The sequence below is a fragment of the Micromonospora sp. PRAS1 genome (assembly GCF_059553435.1).
Genome location: NZ_JCANNB010000030.1, coordinates 13,886 through 30,956 on the forward strand (window position 1 = coordinate 13,886; position 17,071 = coordinate 30,956).

The 17,071-nt window shown below is 69.1% G+C and carries 18 protein-coding genes; 8 read left to right on the forward strand and 10 right to left on the reverse strand.

Annotated features, from left to right (window positions below):
- Positions 1-183 (reverse strand): hypothetical protein, encoded by a 183-nt coding sequence (locus AC507J_RS23950; protein WP_496291434.1) that lies wholly within the window; start codon positions 181-183, stop codon positions 1-3.
- Between the two features lie 139 nt (positions 184-322).
- Between AC507J_RS23950 and AC507J_RS23955 the strand changes: the two genes are divergently transcribed.
- The 4 genes from AC507J_RS23955 (at position 323) to AC507J_RS23970 (ending at position 6,006) form a co-directional block, all read left to right on the forward strand.
- Positions 323-1,084: a beta/alpha barrel domain-containing protein gene (locus AC507J_RS23955; RefSeq protein ID WP_496291435.1), complete on the forward strand. Its 762-nt coding sequence runs from the start codon at positions 323-325 to the stop codon at positions 1,082-1,084.
- A complete protein-coding gene (locus tag AC507J_RS23960) occupies positions 1,081-1,983 on the forward strand; it encodes a DMT family transporter (RefSeq protein WP_496291436.1) in 903 nt (300 codons plus the stop codon). The genes AC507J_RS23955 and AC507J_RS23960 overlap by 4 nt, the downstream gene beginning before the upstream one ends.
- A gap of 31 nt (positions 1,984-2,014) precedes the next feature.
- Positions 2,015-2,764, forward strand: coding sequence for an SDR family NAD(P)-dependent oxidoreductase (locus AC507J_RS23965; RefSeq protein ID WP_496291437.1), 750 nt, complete (start codon positions 2,015-2,017; stop codon positions 2,762-2,764).
- 140 nt (positions 2,765-2,904) lie between these two features.
- The gene (locus AC507J_RS23970; RefSeq protein ID WP_496291438.1) at positions 2,905-6,006 is read left to right on the forward strand and encodes an SUMF1/EgtB/PvdO family nonheme iron enzyme; all 3,102 of its coding nucleotides are present in this window, start codon (positions 2,905-2,907) and stop codon (positions 6,004-6,006) included.
- An 84-nt stretch (positions 6,007-6,090) separates the two neighbouring features.
- On the opposite strand, the gene AC507J_RS23975 is transcribed toward AC507J_RS23970, so the two are convergent.
- The 6 genes from AC507J_RS23975 to AC507J_RS24000 form a co-directional block, all read right to left on the reverse strand.
- A complete protein-coding gene (locus AC507J_RS23975) occupies positions 6,091-6,627 on the reverse strand; it encodes a hypothetical protein (protein WP_496291439.1) in 537 nt (178 codons plus the stop codon).
- Between the two features lie 69 nt (positions 6,628-6,696).
- On the reverse strand, positions 6,697-7,551 hold the full coding sequence (locus tag AC507J_RS23980; protein WP_496291440.1) for an alpha/beta fold hydrolase: 855 nt from the start codon (positions 7,549-7,551) through the stop codon (positions 6,697-6,699).
- A 64-nt stretch (positions 7,552-7,615) separates the two neighbouring features.
- On the reverse strand, positions 7,616-8,464 hold the full coding sequence (locus AC507J_RS23985; RefSeq protein ID WP_496291441.1) for a hypothetical protein: 849 nt from the start codon (positions 8,462-8,464) through the stop codon (positions 7,616-7,618).
- A 175-nt stretch (positions 8,465-8,639) separates the two neighbouring features.
- Complete coding sequence (locus tag AC507J_RS23990; RefSeq protein WP_496291442.1) at positions 8,640-9,149, reverse strand: NUDIX domain-containing protein; 510 nt, start codon at positions 9,147-9,149, stop codon at positions 8,640-8,642.
- A gap of 107 nt (positions 9,150-9,256) precedes the next feature.
- On the reverse strand, positions 9,257-9,865 hold the full coding sequence (locus AC507J_RS23995; protein ID WP_496291443.1) for a carboxymuconolactone decarboxylase family protein: 609 nt from the start codon (positions 9,863-9,865) through the stop codon (positions 9,257-9,259).
- A gap of 29 nt (positions 9,866-9,894) precedes the next feature.
- Positions 9,895-10,359 (reverse strand): GNAT family N-acetyltransferase, encoded by a 465-nt coding sequence (locus AC507J_RS24000; RefSeq protein WP_496291499.1) that lies wholly within the window; start codon positions 10,357-10,359, stop codon positions 9,895-9,897.
- 41 nt (positions 10,360-10,400) lie between these two features.
- Here AC507J_RS24000 and argG point away from each other — a divergent pair, with 41 nt between their 5' ends.
- The 4 genes from argG to AC507J_RS24020 all read left to right on the forward strand — a co-directional run bounded on the left by argG (position 10,401) and on the right by AC507J_RS24020 (position 15,168).
- Positions 10,401-11,849 carry an argininosuccinate synthase gene (argG, locus tag AC507J_RS24005; protein ID WP_496291444.1) on the forward strand — a complete coding sequence of 483 codons (1,449 nt, stop codon included), beginning with the start codon at positions 10,401-10,403 and terminating at the stop codon, positions 11,847-11,849.
- A gap of 96 nt (positions 11,850-11,945) precedes the next feature.
- Complete coding sequence (locus tag AC507J_RS24010) at positions 11,946-12,860, forward strand: polyphosphate polymerase domain-containing protein (RefSeq protein ID WP_496291445.1); 915 nt, start codon at positions 11,946-11,948, stop codon at positions 12,858-12,860.
- Between the two features lie 5 nt (positions 12,861-12,865).
- Positions 12,866-13,543 carry a DUF4956 domain-containing protein gene (locus AC507J_RS24015; protein ID WP_496291446.1) on the forward strand — a complete coding sequence of 226 codons (678 nt, stop codon included), beginning with the start codon at positions 12,866-12,868 and terminating at the stop codon, positions 13,541-13,543.
- On the forward strand, positions 13,543-15,168 hold the full coding sequence (locus tag AC507J_RS24020; RefSeq protein WP_496291447.1) for a CotH kinase family protein: 1,626 nt from the start codon (positions 13,543-13,545) through the stop codon (positions 15,166-15,168). Before AC507J_RS24015 ends, AC507J_RS24020 begins: the two co-directional genes overlap by 1 nt.
- 27 nt (positions 15,169-15,195) lie before the next feature.
- Here AC507J_RS24020 and AC507J_RS24025 read toward each other — a convergent pair whose 3' ends face one another.
- Genes AC507J_RS24025 through AC507J_RS24035 form a run of 3 tightly spaced genes read right to left on the reverse strand, consistent with a single transcriptional unit; the run spans position 15,196 to position 16,816 of the window.
- A complete protein-coding gene (locus AC507J_RS24025; protein WP_496291448.1) occupies positions 15,196-16,173 on the reverse strand; it encodes an NAD(P)-dependent alcohol dehydrogenase in 978 nt (325 codons plus the stop codon).
- On the reverse strand, positions 16,170-16,394 hold the full coding sequence (locus AC507J_RS24030; protein WP_496291449.1) for a helix-turn-helix transcriptional regulator: 225 nt from the start codon (positions 16,392-16,394) through the stop codon (positions 16,170-16,172). Before AC507J_RS24030 ends, AC507J_RS24025 begins: the two co-directional genes overlap by 4 nt.
- Positions 16,388-16,816: a hypothetical protein gene (locus AC507J_RS24035; RefSeq protein ID WP_496291450.1), complete on the reverse strand. Its 429-nt coding sequence runs from the start codon at positions 16,814-16,816 to the stop codon at positions 16,388-16,390. The genes AC507J_RS24030 and AC507J_RS24035 overlap by 7 nt, the downstream gene beginning before the upstream one ends.
- Positions 16,817-17,071: the final 255 nt, after the last annotated feature.

The window sequence follows — 17,071 nt, forward strand, 5'->3', positions numbered from 1 at the left end:
TCAGGCTTCGTTCGCCGCCACGTCGATTTCTGGTACGTCGACGTTTGCGAAAACCGCCAGGCTGTCCGCCGGATCCAGGTCGGCGGCGAGCGCCCGCAATTCGGCGAGCGGATCGATCTCCGCTGGCAGCGTGCCGTCCTGAAGCTGACGAACCCAGTCGGTGCGCCCCTGATCGAGGTTCATCTCGTCCCTCAGAACTCGGTTATCTAATGATGTGGATCACTTTACAGTGTCCACCATGGTGCTGCCGTCACGAGGAGGGCGAATGACCAGCGCGGGCAGATCGGTGCGAATGTCGCGACTCCTTCCGGGTGGACGGGCCGTGCTGGTGCCGTTTGACGACGCATTGATCAGCGGTCCGCAGGGTGGTCTCGTCGACACCGTTTCCCGGGTGCGCGAAGTGGCCGACGGCGGCGTCGACGCGGTCATGGGCTTCCGGGCCCTGCACGACCGGTGCGTCGCGCTGGGAACGTTCGTGCCGTTTATCGTCAATCTGACCGCCAGCACCGTGCTCGTCTCGCACACCCACAAGCGGGTGGTCGGGTCGGTGGAGGCCGCGGTCCGCGCCGGGTGTGACGGGGTCGCCGTGCACGTCAACCTCACCGACTCCCGGGAGGGCGAGATGCTGGGCGTGCTGGGCATGGTCAGCGAGGCGTGTCAGGAGTGGGGCATGCCGCTGATGGCGATCATGTATCCGCGTCGGGCGTACCCCGACGGCACGGACAACAACTACCTCGAACTCAAGGCCACCGACCGCGTCGGCTATACCGAGCTGGTCCGGCACGCCGTCCGGGTCGCCGTGGAACTCGGCGCCGATGTCGTCAAGACCCAGTACACCGGCGATCCGGAGAGCTTCGCGACAGTCGTGGAGGCATCGTTGGGCGTTCCGGTGATCATTGCTGGCGGCCCGCGTACGTCCATCCGGGAGGCGCTGGAGAACGCGTACGGTGCGATGTCCGCCGGGGCTGCGGGCGTCTGCTTCGGCCGGCAGACCTATCACCGCACGGACGTCACCGGCTTCGTCCGGAAACTGCGCCTGGTGGTCCGCGACGGACGTCATCCGACGGAGCTCGTGCCGGCATGAGCCCGACCGGGCGCTGGCACGGGCTGCTGCCGGTGGCTGGCACCGCCACCGTCGCGAGTGTCTGGGGCACCAGCGGGGTGCTGGTCCGGCACCTGGAACTCACCGCCGCCCAGATCGCCTGCGCCCGCGCGATGATCGGTGCCCTCGTCCTGGTGGCCTGGCTGGTCAGCCCGTACGGCCGAGCCGCCTGGCAGCGTCCAGAGCGGTGGCGGGCGCTGGTCATGTCCGGGATCCTGTTGGCCGCGCACTGGTGGACCTTCACCCTGGCGTTACAGCGGATCCCGATCGGTACCGTCCTGCTCGGCATCTACCTCGCCCCGCTCTTCATCGCCGTACTCGTCCGGCCGGCGCTCCGGGAGCAGGTCACCACCCTGGAGCTGGCCGCGCTCGGTCTCGCGCTGGCCGGTGGGGTGCTCATCCTCCGGCCGCAGCAGGTCGGCGGATGGGTCGGTGTCGCGCTGATCGGATCCTCCGCGCTGGCCTACGCCGGATCGATCCTGGCCAGCAAGCGGGCACTCGCGAGCACCCCGGCGCTCACGGTGACCACCCTCCAACTCGGCCTGGTGGGTGTCCTGCTCGTCCCGGCCGCACTTCTCGATCCGGTCACGCTGACCACCGGGAATCTCATCCGGATCGGCGTGCTCGGCGTGCTCTACAGCGCGGCCGGGCAGCTGCTCTATCTGTGGTGCCTGCGTTCGGTGTCGGCCACCACCTCCGGCACGCTGCTCTATCTCGAACCGGTGTCCGCGCTGTTCGCCGGATGGGTTTTCCTGGCCGAGGGCCTGACGCTGACCACCGTCCTCGGCAGCACGCTGGTGATCGTGTCGGGAGTGGTGGTGACGATCAACGCGGTGGTGGCCAGCGACGATAGATCATCGGGCGCGCGTCCATTACTGTGAGGCACGCATTTTGGTGGGTGAGGAGATTCTTGTGACGCTGACCGGAAAGGTCACTCTGATTACCGGCTCGTCCCGGGGCATTGGTCGATCGGTCGCCGACGCCTTCGCCGATCGGGGCGCCGTCGTGGTGCTGAACGCACGTTCGGACCTGGCCGCCGGGGAGCGCGCCGCCCAGGAGATCCGTGATCGCGGCGGTGTTGCTGGTTTCGTCCAGGCCGACGCGAGCGATCCCGCCGATGTCGAGCGCATGTTCGCCACCGTCGAACAAAACTACGGTCCGGTGGAGGTCCTGGTAAACAACGCCGGCCGCACCGAGGGGATGCCGATCCTCGAATCGACTCAGGAGCACTGGGCGCAGATGCTCAACGTCAATCTCATGTCGGCGGTGCACTGCTCCATTCGCGCTGCCCGGAGCATGCGCGAGCGGGGCGGCGGCGCGATCATCAACACGTCGTCGATCCGTGGCCTGGACGCCAACGGGCGCGAGGGTGTGATGGCCTATTCCGCCGCCAAGGCCGCGCTCAACAACTTCACCCGCACCCTGGCCAAGGAGTTGGCCCCCGCGATCCGCGTGAACGCCGTCGCGCCCGGGTTCGTGGCGACCTCCTATCTGGACCGGGTGGACGAGACCATGAAGCAGGCCTGGCTCGAGCACATTCCGCTGCGGCGGTTCATCGACCCCGCGGACATCGCCGGTGCCTACGTCTACCTTGCCGAGTCGCCCTATCTCACCGGGACGATCCTGACCGCCGACGCCGGGTTCACCCTCGGCGAGGGCTGAGTCGCCAGGCGCTGCGGGCACCCGCCACGATGTGCTGCGGGTCGAACCGCACCGGCTGTGCAGCCCAGCGCTGAGCGCACCCGCCGCGACCTACTGCGGGTCGAACCGCACGGCTGTCCGGTGTCCAAGGGGAGGAAGGCGTGACAGCGCCAGGCGAGAAGATCTTCATCTCGTACCAGCGGGAGTCCGCGCCGGTCGCGAGGAGGTTACGGGCGGACCTGATCGCCCACGGTTTCGACGTCTGGCTGGACACCGCGCAGATCCAGCAGGGTGACCGGTGGCCGGTCACGATCCAGCGGGCCCTGGCCGCCGCCGATCGGATGATCGTCCTGCTGACCCGCCGGGCGGTCGCCGCCGTGGAGGTCTTCAACGAATGGTTCTACTTCTATCAGCACCACAAACCCATCCACCTGATTCGCCTCGACGACTGCGAGCCGCACTACCAGCTGTTGCCGTTCCACCGGATCGACTGGCCCGAGCCGCACGAGGCGTACTGGGACGAACGGATGGCCGGGCTGGTCGCGCAGCTCCGCCGCAGCTACCCCTGGCCGGCCCAGGACGCCGCGCCCGTGGTCACCACTCCCTTCGCGCCGACCCGGTCGCTCTCCGGCGCACTTGTCGCCCTGGAACACGCCGTACGGCATCCGGAGCGACCTGTCGCCCTGAGCGACAGGCAACTTCAGGAGATCAATCAGCACCCGGCGCGGACCGTCCGCGAATACCTGCTGACCCGGTACGCCCGGTGGTGCGGCCCCGCGTACCAGCTGGATCGTCGGTTCATCCGGCTGACCCTGGTGCTCGACGAAGGAACCGACGCCCCGGACCGATGGGTGGCCGCGCCCAGCACCCGCGAGAGCACCGATCTGCGTGAGCTGGTCACCGGTGCCGAATCATTCGCGTACGTGCTGCTCGGCGCCCCAGGGGCGGGCAAGACCACGCTGTTGCGGCGGCTGGAGATGGACATCGCCCGGGACGGGCTGATCGATCCGGACAATGCGGTGATTCCGTTCGCCGTTTCCCTGGCCGAGTACGGCTACGGCAGTGACGACCCACCGACGCCGGTGCAGTGGCTGGAGCAACGGTGGGCGATCCGGAACCCCCACCTGGCACCGTTCCGCGATCATCTGGCCGGCGGGCGCCTGTTGCTGCTGCTCGACGGGCTGAACGAGCTTGCCCACACCGACCAGGCGGATCTACGTCGCCGGGTGGCTGCCTGGCGCTTCTTCCTCTACGAGCACATCCGCGACGTGCCGGGCAACCTCGCCGTCTTCAGCTGCCGCACCCTGGACTACGGCGCCATGCTCTCCAGCAAGGATGTCGGCGTACCGCATATCCGGCTCGAACCCATGAGCCGCGACCAGGTGTTGGCGTACGTGCGGGTCAACCTGCCCGAGCACGCCGACCTGGTGACCGGCGTGCTCACCCGAGATCAGCGGATTCTCTCCTTCTATCGCACGCCGTACATGTTGCGGCTGCTGGTCAACCAGGTCCGGGCGATCGGCACCGTGCCGGTCGGTCGCGCCGACGCCTTCCAGACCATGGTCCGCGAACTGCTCCGTCGAGAGATCCTCGCCGGCAATCGGCGACTCACCGATCCCGCGATCCTCACCGAGCGGGAACAGCGGCAGCTTCGCGAACACAGTGGTGACCGTAACTGGTTGCCGGAGCGTGGTCATCTGATCCCCGCGCTGACAAGGTTGGCGTATCAGATGCAGCGCGCCAAGAGCGGCGCCGACAAGGGCGCTGTGGTGGTCGACTACGACACCGCCCTCGACCTGCTCAACGGAATGGCTCGATTGGCCGAGGCATCCATGCAGGTCGGCTTCGACACGGGAATCCTCGACGAGCGGGACCACTCCGTCCGCTTCTTCCATCAACTGTTGCAGGAGTTCTTCGCTGCTCGTCAGCTTGCCCGGGGCCACGAGTTGGACCTGTTGGCCGTACCGACCCGGGCTGATCAGGTGAGCCCTGCCCTGCCGGTGGCGATCGCGGAACTGGCTCCGGGCGAGCCGTTGCCGCCGCTACCCACCACGGGTTGGGAGGAGACGGCCACCATGGCCGCCGCGCTCGCTCCTGACCCGGACGCGTTCGTCCGTGCGGTCCTGACGGTGAACCCGGCGCTGGCCGGCAGGTGCGCCGCGGCCAGCGATGTCGCCGTCACGCCGGAACTCCGGCGACAGGTCGCGGCGGCGCTTGTCACCGCGACCGAAGACCCGGCGCAGGATCTGCGGGCCCGGATCGACATGGCGCATGCCCTGGCCGGCGTCGGTGATCCCCGGCTGATCCCGATCGACACCGACGGCGGCACCGCTTTCCTGCCCAGGTTCGCGACCATCCCGGCCGGCACCTGGCGGATTGGGGCGGAGGACAGCCCCTATCCGCTGGAACGGCCCGTGCACGCGGTGCCCCTGCCGAGCTTCGAACTCGCCCGGACCCCGGTCACCAACGCGGAGTACGCAAGCTTCATCGCGGCCGGCGGCTACCGGGACGATCGTTGGTGGCGTACGGGCGCGGCCCGGCGCTGGCGTCGTGGCGAGGGACTCGCCGAGATCATCGCCGCCGAGTGGATCAAGAAGCGGGACAACCTCCGCCGTCATCCGCAACTGCCCGTCGAGATGCTGCGCACCGGCGCCGCGACCCTGCACCAGGCCGTCAGCATGGTCAAACTCACCGCCATGTCCGACGTCGAGATCACCGACGCGCTCGCCGCGATCTACGGTTCCGGGCCACCACGGGCGCCCGGTTACTGGGATGACAGTCGACTCAACCAACCTGGCCAACCGGTGGTCGGGGTCAGCGTCTACGAGGCCGAGGCATACTGCGCCTGGTTGTCCGAGGTCACCGGGAATGTCATCCGGCTACCGTCCGAGTACGAGTGGGAGGCGGCAGCCGCCTCCGGCGGCCGTGCGTTTCCCTACGGGGACTCGTTCGACCCGTGGGCGGCGAACACCTTCGAACTGCACGTACGCACCACCACGCCGGTCGGAGTCTTCGCGGACGGCGTCTCCGCAGCAGGCTGTCACGATCTGTCGGGCAACGTCTTCGAGTGGACGGCCAGCCCGGCGACGCCGTACCCACATCGGGACGAGCGACCCGGCTCCGATGATCCGGGTGCGGTCCGAATCTGTCGCGGCGGGTCGTGGCGCCATCACTGGGTGCGCGCCCGGGCGGCCTACCGGGGGCGCGGTCAGTGTTTCGTACGCAACGACGACCTCGGATTCCGGCTCCTCCGGGAGCAGTGAGCTTCAGGCTGCCGAACGCTGTTGACCATGAGGTTGACGGCAGTTGGGGAGATCGACTTCGCCGCTAACCTCATGATCAACGGGTCAGCTGGGGTCGAGGGCCGTGCGGGCGGCGGTGGTGAAGGCGTTGCGGTGGGTGGCACGGTCTCGGAGTGCGGCCAGGTGCTCGGGGCGGTGGCGGGTGGCCAGGACGGCCGGCTCCGTGGCCTGCTCCCGGTGGAGTTGGCGCTGCTGGGCGTACTCCTCGTTGATGCTGCGCACGGTGCGCCCGGCCGCCTCGGCGACCGGGTCCGGCCCAGCCAACAGCACCAGGTTGTACGCCTCGTCGAGCGCGCGCAGCGCCGGGTACGGCGGGTCCTCGCCCGGCGCGGTCTCCGCACCGACCCAGCCGGTGTCCAACGCCCGGTACGCCCGGTCGCAGGCGGCCAGAAAGCGCACGTACGTCTCCCGTCGTGCCTGCTGCCGGCGGAGCGTACGCTGCTCGGCGCGTTCCTCCCGGGCGGCGGCGAGCTGCCCGGCGACCTGCCGGCGCACGGTCCGCGCGGTGACCAGCCCGGTGAGCCCGGCGGCGGTCAGCGTGGAGAGTGACGTGATCAGCGCGATGGCGACCGTTTCCCGCATGCCGACAATCATCCCTGGGTTGATCGAGTCCACTCTCGACCGCTCCGACGACGGCTTCCGGCCGCCGAGCTACGTTCCCGGCTGACGGTCCGCGAGGTAGCCGTGCACGGTGGCCACGAAGGTGGCCGGGTCGTCCACCCAGGGAAAATGGCCAGTTTCCGGCAGCACCGCCAGGTCGGCCTGGCCGAGCAGCGCGGCCAGTTCGCGCAGGGCGGCGCACGTCGGCCAGATGTCGTACTCGCCAGCGACCAGGAGCACCGGCACCGCCGATGCCGCGAGCCGTTCCGGCAGCGTGGGATCCGGGTCGAAGCCGGCGTAGAAGCCCTCCGTCGCCGGCTCGGAGAACTGGGCGGGTTCGGCGGCGGCCTGTGCCTGAGCCGCAGCGCTCCACCGCCCGTACAGCAGCGGTGCCGCCAGCCAGCGATACCGCTCCAGTTCCTGCGGTGAGGTGGCCTCGGCGTGCAGGGCGGCGACCGCGTCGGCGTGCCAGGGCTCGTGTGCCCGCCGCGCCAACACCTCGGCCACGCCCAGGTCAGACTGCATGTCAACGACGCGCAGGGACGGTGCGACCAGCACGAGCCGATCGAGCCGGTGCGGATGCTCGGCCGAGTACAGCAGACCGGTTCCGCCGCTGGCCGAGTGCCCGAGCAGATCCATCCGCTCCAACCCGAGGTGCTCGCGGAACGCCTCGACGTCCCGGACGAGCCGGTCAACGCGGTACGTGCCGGGATCCTGCGGTGCCGGCGAGCCACCGGTGCCCCGGTTGTCCAGCAGGAACAGCGTCCGATGATCGCTGAGGCCGCCCAACTCGCCGAGGTACTCGGCGGCCTGGCCGGGGCCACCGGGGATGCAGACCAGTGGCTTCCCGGCGCCGACCACCCGATACGCCAGTTCGGTACCGTCCCAGGAGCGGAAACGCCTCATGCGGCCCGAGTCTGCCACGGACCGCCGCCTGTCCCTGGTCGGCACGGAACCAGCGTCGTCCAGTTCACGCTTCGTGTGACGTGTCGCGGACCCCGGCGGCGCGTGCTGCGGCTTTGATGGCCAGGCCGAGCACCAGCCCGACACCGGCCACGGCCATGGCGATCTCGCCGACTCCGGTGGCGAAGGCGACCACGAGGACGACCGCCAACGCGAACATGCCAAGCGCTATCAGCGTGTTGACCACCCAGTCCGGCAGCGGTCTGCGCAGCTTGTCCCAGATGGACTCCTGTTCCGACTCCTCGGCCTCGCGCAGGGCGCGTGCCGGCTTGGTCGGGAAATCTTTCGCGCCGAACTCCCGGGCTTCACTCAGGTCTTCCTGCTGCTGTTGGGACAGGCGGAAACCTCCGCAGTCGTCGTCCGCCTCCCACTCGGCGATCCGGCGTCGAAGCTCATCCCTTTTCTCATGGAACTTGTCCCGGTGTCCGTCCCACGAGCCGTGTTCGGGATGTGCCTCGTTACGGTGACGGTGGAACCTGAACAGGTCGTGCGGGTCGTCCTGCGCGTCGCGGAAGCGCTTCGCGACCTCGTCGAGCAGCTCGATGATGATCTGCAACAGGTCAAGACACCTGTCGCCTCCGTGCGGGCCGCCGCCGGAGGGCATCGTCGTCTGCCGGAAGAGCAGCACCTGGTTCGGCGTACGTTGCAGAGGCGTCTTGGTCGTGTGCTCCTCTGCCGGTTCGTTCGCACAATCGCAAGGGCGTGGGCCGCAGCGCTGCACCATTGCGGTCACCGCGGCGTTGCCGGCGGCGCGCTGCAAGGTCAGCAGCGGCGAGAGCGCACTGGGCCGGTTGGTGCCAGGACCCCGTGGCGCGGGGCCACGAGTCGCCGCTTCGTGCTGACGAGCTACGCCCACTCTCAAATGGTGGGGCCAAGCCGGAACATCGAGGTTGCCCCGCAAGACCGTACGAAAAGGCAACCACCCTGCCCCCTCGCCCGCCCCCCACCCCCACCCCCACCCCCCGCCTGCCCGGCGTTGACCATGAAGTTGTTGTCATGACACGCCGGGCGGGGTGACTACAACTTCATGATCAACGGGGTTGGGGGCGACGGGGTTGGGGGCGACGGGGGTGGGTGTGGGGGAGGTAGAGGGGGGTGCGGCGGGACCGGGCGCGTAGGGCGGCGCGGATCCGTGGCGCCACGTTGCCGGGGAGGAGCTGCTCGGCCTTGGTCGGCGGGAAGTAGGCGGCCTCGGCCACCTCGTCTTCCGGCAGCTCGAAGCGTTCCGTGCCGGTAAGTGTGCCGCAGTCGAAGGTGAAGTGGATGAGGGACCGTGGGCGGGGGGACTCCGGCGGCACCCAGTCGACCACGAGCAGCTCGCCGACGGCCAGGATGATGCCCAACTCCTCCTCGACCTCGCGGGCGCAGGCGTGATGCGGGAACTCGTCCGCCTCCACACCCCCGCCGGGGAAGGCCCAGTGGTCGCGGTAGGTGGGCTTGACCAGCAGGACGTTACCGGCCGGGTCGGTGATGAGGGCGCCGGCGGAGGCATGGAAGGCAGCCAGGTTGGCGTACCAGACGGCCGGCTCGGTCCAGGTCATGTGCCGAAAGTAGTCGATTCGTGCCTGATGGTGAGCTGGTTGGGGTCTGGGCCGGCGGGCGCGTCGCTGCGCGTCCGCCGGCCGATCGACCTGGTCGGCTCGTTTGCTCAGGCCCGCAACGGCGTGTCGGGTGACTCGGTCCGCGACGGCGTGCCGGACGATCCGGCCAGCGGCGGTAGGCCGCACGAGGTGGCGAAACCCTGCGCCTCGATGCCGAGCGCGACGTTCATCCGCGCGGCGAGGTTCGCCGCCGCGACGAACGCGGTGAGTTCGATCAGTGCCGGGGTGCCGAGCCGCTTGAGCAGTCGGCCGGAAAGCTCGTCGGTGACCGTCGGCGGCGTCTGCGACATCGCCTCGGCGTACGTCAGGACGTCACGCTCCAGCGGCGTGAAGACCTCCGACTCGCGCCACCGGGGAATCTCACGGGCCTTGACCAGGTCGAGCCCCTCGTTGCGGGCCTGGAAGTAGCCCATGTCGAGGCAGAACGAGCAGCCGACCAGGGACGCCACCGCCATGTGGGCGTACGACTTCAGATCCTTGTCGCACTCGTTCCACTTGTTGGCTTTGCGGCCCAGGCCCATGGTGGCGGCGAGCACCGGTTGGTGGTGCCACATCACGCCGAGGGGCTCGGGCACCTCGCCGAGCATCCTCTTGGCCAGCCGCTTCACCAGGGCGCCCTTGACGCCGGTGATCTCAGTTCTGGGGATCCTGGTCATCGCTCCTCCTCGACTGCCGGTTCCGGGCATCAGACCCCGGCCGGAGCGGATCTGTGACGTCCCGGCGGTCCGTGTTGCGGGAGGGGTCGGCTGCCGATCCGCACACTCAGTCGGGCGCCGAACTCGCGGAAGCCGAGCGCCCGGGCCACCCGACGCGACGGTTCCGGTCGGGCCCGCCACTGCGGCAGCATCCGGTTGGCCAGGCTCTCCGCCACCGCCGCGCTTGCGACGATCCGGGCCAGGCCACGCCCACGCCGCTCCGGCGCGGTCAGCACACTCAGGTGAGCCACCTGCCCCGGCCAGTGCCGGTAGCCGGCCGCCGCCACGACGCGGGTACCGGCGCGGATGACGAAGGCCGTGGAGGTGATCTCGGTCAGCCCGCACTCCTCGGCATCGTCGGCCGGCGAACTCGCCCCAGAGTCGTCGCGCCCGCGCCACGTCAGGAGCCCTCCTCGCTGTCCACGGCGTTGACCAGCGGGCCTCGCCTTTCGCAGTCGGGTTGCATGGGTATGCGGGGTGGTGCATACTCTTCCTTGTGTCCAAGGTTCTGACCTCCCTGCCCACCGGTGAACGTGTCGGCATCGCCTTCTCCGGCGGCCTCGACACCTCGGTCGCGGTCGCGTGGATGCGCGACAAGGGCGCCGTGCCCTGTGCGTACACCGCCGACATCGGCCAGTACGACGAGCCCGACATCGCGTCGGTGCCCGGCCGCGCGCTCAACTACGGCGCCGAGCTGGCCCGGCTGGTCGACTGCCGAGCCGCCCTGGTCGAGGAGGGGCTGGCGGCGTTGACCTGCGGTGCCTTCCACATCCGGTCCGGTGGGCGGGCGTACTTCAACACCACCCCGCTGGGGCGGGCGGTCACCGGGACGCTGCTGGTGCGGGCGATGATCGAGGACGACGTCCAGATCTGGGGCGACGGCTCGACCTTCAAGGGCAACGACATCGAGCGCTTCTATCGGTACGGCCTGCTGGCCAACCCCCAGCTGCGGATCTACAAGCCGTGGCTGGACACCAGCTTCGTCACCGAGCTGGGTGGGCGCAAGGAGATGTCGGAGTGGCTGCTGGAACGCGGCCTGCCGTACCGGGACAGCACCGAGAAGGCGTACTCCACCGACGCCAACATCTGGGGTGCCACGCACGAGGCGAAGACCCTGGAGCACCTTGACACCGGCATCGAGACCGTCAACCCGATCATGGGCGTCCGGTTCTGGGACCTGTCGGTGGAGATCCCCACCGAGGACGTCACCATCGGCTTCGACCAGGGTCGCCCGGTCACCATCAACGGCAAGGAGTTCGCCAGCGCGGTCGACCTGGTGCTGGAGGCCAACGCCATCGGCGGCCGGCACGGGCTGGGCATGTCCGACCAGATCGAGAACCGGATCATCGAGGCGAAGAGCCGGGGCATCTACGAAGCGCCCGGCATGGCGCTGCTGCACGCCGCGTACGAGCGGCTGGTCAACGCCATCCACAACGAGGACACCCTGGCCAACTACCACAACGAGGGTCGCCGGCTGGGGCGGCTGATGTACGAGGGGCGTTGGCTGGACCCGCAGGCGCTGATGCTGCGCGAGTCGTTGCAGCGCTGGGTCGGCACGGCGGTCACCGGCGAGGTGACGCTGCGGCTGCGCCGGGGCGAGGACTACTCGATCCTGGACACCACCGGGCCGGCGTTCAGCTACCACCCGGACAAGCTGTCGATGGAGCGTACCGAGGACTCGGCCTTCGGCCCCTCCGACCGGATCGGCCAGCTCACCATGCGCAACCTGGACATCGCCGACTCGCGGGCGAAGCTGGAGCAGTACGCGGGCCTTGGCATGGTCGGTGGCGCCCCGCAGCGGGTGGTCGGCGCCGCGCAGGCGGCCTCGACCGGGCTGATCGGCGCGATGCCGCAGGGCGGCGCGGAGGCCATCGCCTCCCGGGGCGTGGCCACGGCGGAGGACGAGGCGCTCGACCGCGCCGCGATGGAGTTCGGCGTCGACTGACCGGGTTGGCCGGACGCGCCCCGAGGCGTCGCCCGGCCGACGGTCATTCACCGCTGGTTCATCCGGAATCCAAAGCTGATTCATAACCTCGCCTGATTGCATCGGCTGGTCCCTGTCTCCGACGAGATCGGCCAGCACATGCGCGCACGGCTCCAGCAGACCCAGCCCCGTGACGACCAGGTCGGGCATGCACTACGTGGACCCAACCGGCTGTACGCCTTCAACCGGTACGAGATCAAGTATCTGGTGCCGACCGACGACGTGCCGGCGCTGCGCGACCTGTTCGCCGCCCGGATGGACCGCGACAGCCACGGCGGCGTCACCGGGTACGGCGTGTGGAGCGTCTACTACGACACCGCCCAGCTGCGCTTCTACTGGGAGAAGATCGAGGGGCTGAAGTTCCGCCGCAAGCTGCGAGTGCGGCACTACGGCGACCGGTCCACGATCAGCGACGACACCGTCGTGCACGTCGAGATCAAGCAGCGGGTCAACCGGGTCACCCAGAAGCGCCGGGTGGCCCTGCCGTACCGGCTGGCTCGCGACCTCTGCGACCGGCGGCAGTTGGTCGAGCACGCCCCGGAACAGCGGGCCTTCCTCGACGAGGTGCTCGAACTGCTCTGCGGCCTGGACCTGCGCCCGGTGGCGATGACCGGCTACCAGCGGGAGGCGTTCGTCGGCCGGGACTCCGACGTCGGCCTGCGGGTCACCCTCGACCACCGGGTACGCGGCCGGGACCGCGACTTCCACCTCGGCGCGGACGCCGAGAACCGGCTCATCGTGCCGTCGAAATTCTCCGTGCTGGAGATCAAGGCCAATGAGCGGGTGCCGTACTGGCTCACCGACCTGACCGCCCGCTCGAACCTCTCCGTCGTCCGGATGTCGAAGTACTGCCAGAGCGTCGAGGCGTTCGGCCGGGTGCCTCGTTCCCTGTACCACGTCGCCGACGATCCGGCCGACACCTTCCCGGCCGCCGCGGCGCCGGTCCCCAGCTACGCGAGAAGCGAGGTCTGAGTCCCATGCCGTTCGAGTTTCAGGATCTTTCCGGCACGTTCAGCGTCGGCGACATAGCCCTGGCTCTGTCGCTGTCGTTCCTGTTGAGCGCGATGATCGGGTGGGTCTACCGGTTCACCCACCGCAATGTCTCGTACAGCCAGTCGTACGTGCAGACGCTCGTCATCCTCGGCATGCTCATCTCGCTGATCATGCTCGTTGTCGGCTCAAACATCGCTCGGGCCTTCGCCCTGGTCGGGGCGTTGTCCGTGGTGCGCTTCCGCAACGCGATCAAGGAGACCCGCGACGTCGGGTTCATCTTCCTGGTGATGGGCGTGGGGATGGCCTGCGGCACCCGGTTCTATGTGCTGGCCGTGGTGGCCGCCGTCGCGATCAGCCTGATCATCGTGCTGATGTACCGCTTCAACTGGTTCGCCTCAAACGTCCAGCGGCAGGTGGTCAAGGTGCAGGTGCCGCCGACCGGCAACTACACCGAGTACATCCAGGACGTGCTGATCCGGTTCACCAGCGAGTTCGAGTTGGTAAGCATGGAGACGATCCGGGGCGGCGCGCTCACCGAGCTCATGTACACCGTGCGACTCAAGAAGGGCACCGAGCCCGGTGAGCTGATCAACGCGTTGGCCGAACGGACCGGTGGCCAGCGGGTGACCGTACTGACCGGCTACGACCAGACGGATCTCTGATGCGGTGGCGTCATCGGATCCCGATCCGGATCCGGCACTACTGGCGGTTCCTGGCCGGCTGTCTGGTGTTCCTGCTGGTGCTCACGGTCACGTTCAGCACGGTCCGCATCCGCCCCTACGTGAGCAGCAGCGCCGCCGGCGGCGACGTGGTCACCCAGAACGTCCTCGGCACGGTCGACCTCTTCGACGAGACCGTGGCGCACCGCATCGAGCTGTCGTTCCGCGACGCCGACTACGAACGCATGCTGGACGCCTTCTACGACGAGGGGGAGAAGGAGTACGTCGAGGCCGATCTGGTCATCGACGGCACCACGATCCGCAGCGTGGGGATCCGGCTCAAGGGCAACTCCACGCTGCGCGGCCTGAGCCGCAACGGCGAGACTCCACAGCGCAATGGCGGGCCGGGTGGCCAGGGTCAGCCGGGCGGTGCCCGTCCCGAGGCTGGCCGGAACACCGGCCAGCGGGGCGATGCGCCGCAGGGCGACGCGCCGCAGGGTGATGCGCCGCAGGGTGATGCGCCGCAGGGCGATGCGCCGCAGGGTGACGCGCCGCAGGGTGATGCGCGGCGCGGCGGATTCGGCCAGGCTTCGCTGAAGGCGGAAGAGCCGGAGACGCTGCCGTGGCTGATCCGCTTCGACGAGTACGTCGACGGCCGCCGGTACCAGGGCCATCGGGAGATCGCGGTGCGGGTGGCCGGCATGGGCGGCGGCTCCACAGTGCTCAACGAGGCGGTCACCCTCGACCTGCTCGCCACCGCCGGCGAGGTGGCCCAGGAGTACGCCTACACCAGCTTCACCGTCAACGACCGGCCCACCACGGCCCGGCTGATCGTGGAACATCCCGACGAACATTTCGCCGAGGACTTCGACGGTGCCGGAGTGCTCTACAAGTCCCTGGCCACCAGTCAGTTCACCGACCAGGGTGACGACCAGACCGAGTATGCCGACGACTTCAAGCAGATCACCATGAAGGGCAGCCAGGACCTGCAACCGGTCATCGACCTGATCAGATGGGTTGACGGCGCCAGTGACGCCGAGTTCGACGAGCAACTCGCCGACCGGGTCGACGTCCAGTCCTTTGCCCGCTACGTGGCGTGGCAGAACCTGTTGCTCAACTTCGACGACATGTCCGGACCGGGCCGCAACTACTACCTCTGGTACGACCTGACCTCGAAGAAGTTCACAGTCATCGGGTGGGACTACAACCTCGCGTTCAGCGGGGACGCCGCACAGGGACCGCACGAGCAGGGCCGCCTCGGTGGGGGCGGCGCCTTCCGGGGCGGCGGGAACCAGGGCGGCCGCAGTCGCGCCGGCGGCACCGACCAGGGTGGGAATGCGGGACCGGGTGGAAATGCGGGACCGGGTGGCAGCGGACACAAGCTCAAGGAGCGCTTCCTGGCCAGCGAGAAGTTCAAGCAGGTGTACGAGGAGGCGTACCGCGATCTCTACCAGGAGGTGTACGCAAGCGGTGCGGCGCTGGACGCGGTCGACGCCATCACCAGCGTGCTGGCCACCGTCGACGGGTACGACGCGGCGGCGGCCGGCAGCGATGCGGAGAGCCTGCGCACGCTGATCGGCCAGCGCACCGAGAGCCTCGCCGGAAACGAGGTGGTCACCGGGAGTTGACCGGTCGCGGCGTGCTGGCCGTGCTGCTCATACGGTGATGACGACCTTGCCGGCCGGTCGCCCTTCGGTGAAGTGACGGAGCGCCTCCGCAGCCTCGGCGAGCGGATAACTGCGGTCGACCGGTGGGGTCAGCGCACCGGATCCGACGAGGTCATTCAACTCGTCGAGATCCTCGGTGCGTTCCACCGCGCTGACGGCGCGCAGCCGTTGGCGGGCGACTGTCGACAGCAGCGGTGCCCCGAGTATCTGTCGGCCGTATCCGCCGAGCAGCGGACCTCTGGTCCAGTCGCCGCCGACCAGCGCCAGCGTTCCGCGCGGGGTGAGTGCGCGCCGAAGCAGCGACAGTGGGCGGTTGCCGCCGGTGTCGATGACCACGTCGTGGACCGGGCCGTCCCGGTCGACCTCCGCACGGGTGTAGTCGAGGACGTCGTCGGCGCCGAGGGAGCGGACGAATCCGGTTTTCTCCGGGGCGCAGACGCCGGTCACGGTCGCCCCGTACGCCTTGGCGATCTGCACGGCGTACGAACCGACGCCGCCGGACGCGCCGATGACCAGCACCCGGTGACCCGGGCGCACCTGGCCGCTGTCGCGGACCGCACGCAGCGCCGTCATCCCGGAGACGGGCATGGCGGCGGCCTGCGTGCAGGAGAGGCTGGCCGGCTTGCGGGCCAGCCGCTTCTGGTGGGTGGCGGTGAACTCGGCGTACGAGCCGCGCAGGGAGGTGCCGTACACCTCGTCGCCGGGCCGGAATCGGGTCACCCGGGGGCCGACCTCGGTCACCACGCCGGCCAGGTCCCGGCCGAGTACCGGCACCCGGGGTCGGCGCAGCCCGGCCGCGAGTCGCACCAGGTAGGGGCGCCCGGCCATGAAGATCAACACTCCGGGGTCGACCGCGGCGGCGCGCACCGCGACCAGCACCTCCTCGTCGCCGATGCTCGGCCGCTCCACGTCGCGCAGCCGGAGTACGTCTGTCGTGCCGTAGGTGTGGTACACGATGGCCTTCATGATGCCTCCTCGGGATACTGGAACACCTCGTCGAGCCGTACGCCGAAGACACGGGAGATCCGGAAGGCCATCTCCAGCGAGGGGGAGTAGCGACCCTGTTCGATGGCGATGACGGTCTGCCGGGTCACCCCGACCCGGTCGGCGAGTTCGGCCTGGGTCATCTCGTTCTGGGCGAAGCGCAGCGCCCGGATGTTGTTGGTGACGCGGGTCGGTTTCACCACTGCGGCACGCCCTTGCGGTATGCGATCACCTTGGCCAGCGAACCGACGACTGCCGAGAGCACGAAGCACAGGTAGATCACGTTGGCGATCCAGAACCAGTGCCACTGCGCCATCGCCATCAGCAACGCCGACACCGCGCCGATCACCACGAACGCCTGCCCGACGCGGTCACCGAGCCGTCCGATCTCCCGGTCCCGGTCGTCGGTGACCCGGGAGGCTCGTGGGTTCAGCACGCCCATGCCGATCTCGGCCAGGATGCTCGCCACCATGGCCCCGCCGATCGTCCAGAGCATCGCGGCGGCGTACGGCGTCGCGGCCAGCGAGCCGCCCTCGGCCCGGTTCAGCAGCACGACCGCGTAGCCGACGTAGGCGACCAGGCTGACCACCAGCATGGTCCAGGCGCGTTTCTCCTCGTGCGTCATGACCGGCTCCCGATGTAAAGAATCCTTGACACACGAAGAGTAAGACATCTTCGACTTCATGTCTAGAAACTTTTACATCCCTCCGCGTCGGAGAGCACTGCGGACGAGTACGGCTGGTCGGCCCCGGCGGAGGGTGGCTACCGCGCCACCTGGTGCAGGGTGACGGCGTCGAGCCGCCCGATGGCCCGAGCTGGCGGCCGGCCGTGGACCGCGATCCCGGGGTCGGCACGGCGGTGCCCTTGCGTCGGGTTCGTC

Bases quoted from the DNA above. Each gene is read 5' to 3' on its own strand.
- AC507J_RS23960 (WP_496291436.1), top strand. From the start codon at position 1,081: ATGAGCCCGACCGGGCGCTGGCACGGGCTGCTGCCGGTGGCTGGCACC.
- AC507J_RS24025 (WP_496291448.1), bottom strand. From the start codon at position 16,173: ATGAAGGCCATCGTGTACCACACCTACGGCACGACAGACGTACTCCGG.
- AC507J_RS24020 (WP_496291447.1), top strand. From the start codon at position 13,543: ATGCGGTGGCGTCATCGGATCCCGATCCGGATCCGGCACTACTGGCGG.
- AC507J_RS24015 (WP_496291446.1), top strand. From the start codon at position 12,866: ATGCCGTTCGAGTTTCAGGATCTTTCCGGCACGTTCAGCGTCGGCGAC.
- AC507J_RS23995 (WP_496291443.1), bottom strand. From the start codon at position 9,865: ATGACCAGGATCCCCAGAACTGAGATCACCGGCGTCAAGGGCGCCCTG.
- AC507J_RS23950 (WP_496291434.1), bottom strand. From the start codon at position 183: ATGAACCTCGATCAGGGGCGCACCGACTGGGTTCGTCAGCTTCAGGAC.
- AC507J_RS23990 (WP_496291442.1), bottom strand. From the start codon at position 9,149: ATGACCTGGACCGAGCCGGCCGTCTGGTACGCCAACCTGGCTGCCTTC.
- AC507J_RS23980 (WP_496291440.1), bottom strand. From the start codon at position 7,551: ATGAGGCGTTTCCGCTCCTGGGACGGTACCGAACTGGCGTATCGGGTG.
- AC507J_RS24035 (WP_496291450.1), bottom strand. From the start codon at position 16,816: ATGACGCACGAGGAGAAACGCGCCTGGACCATGCTGGTGGTCAGCCTG.
- AC507J_RS23975 (WP_496291439.1), bottom strand. From the start codon at position 6,627: ATGCGGGAAACGGTCGCCATCGCGCTGATCACGTCACTCTCCACGCTG.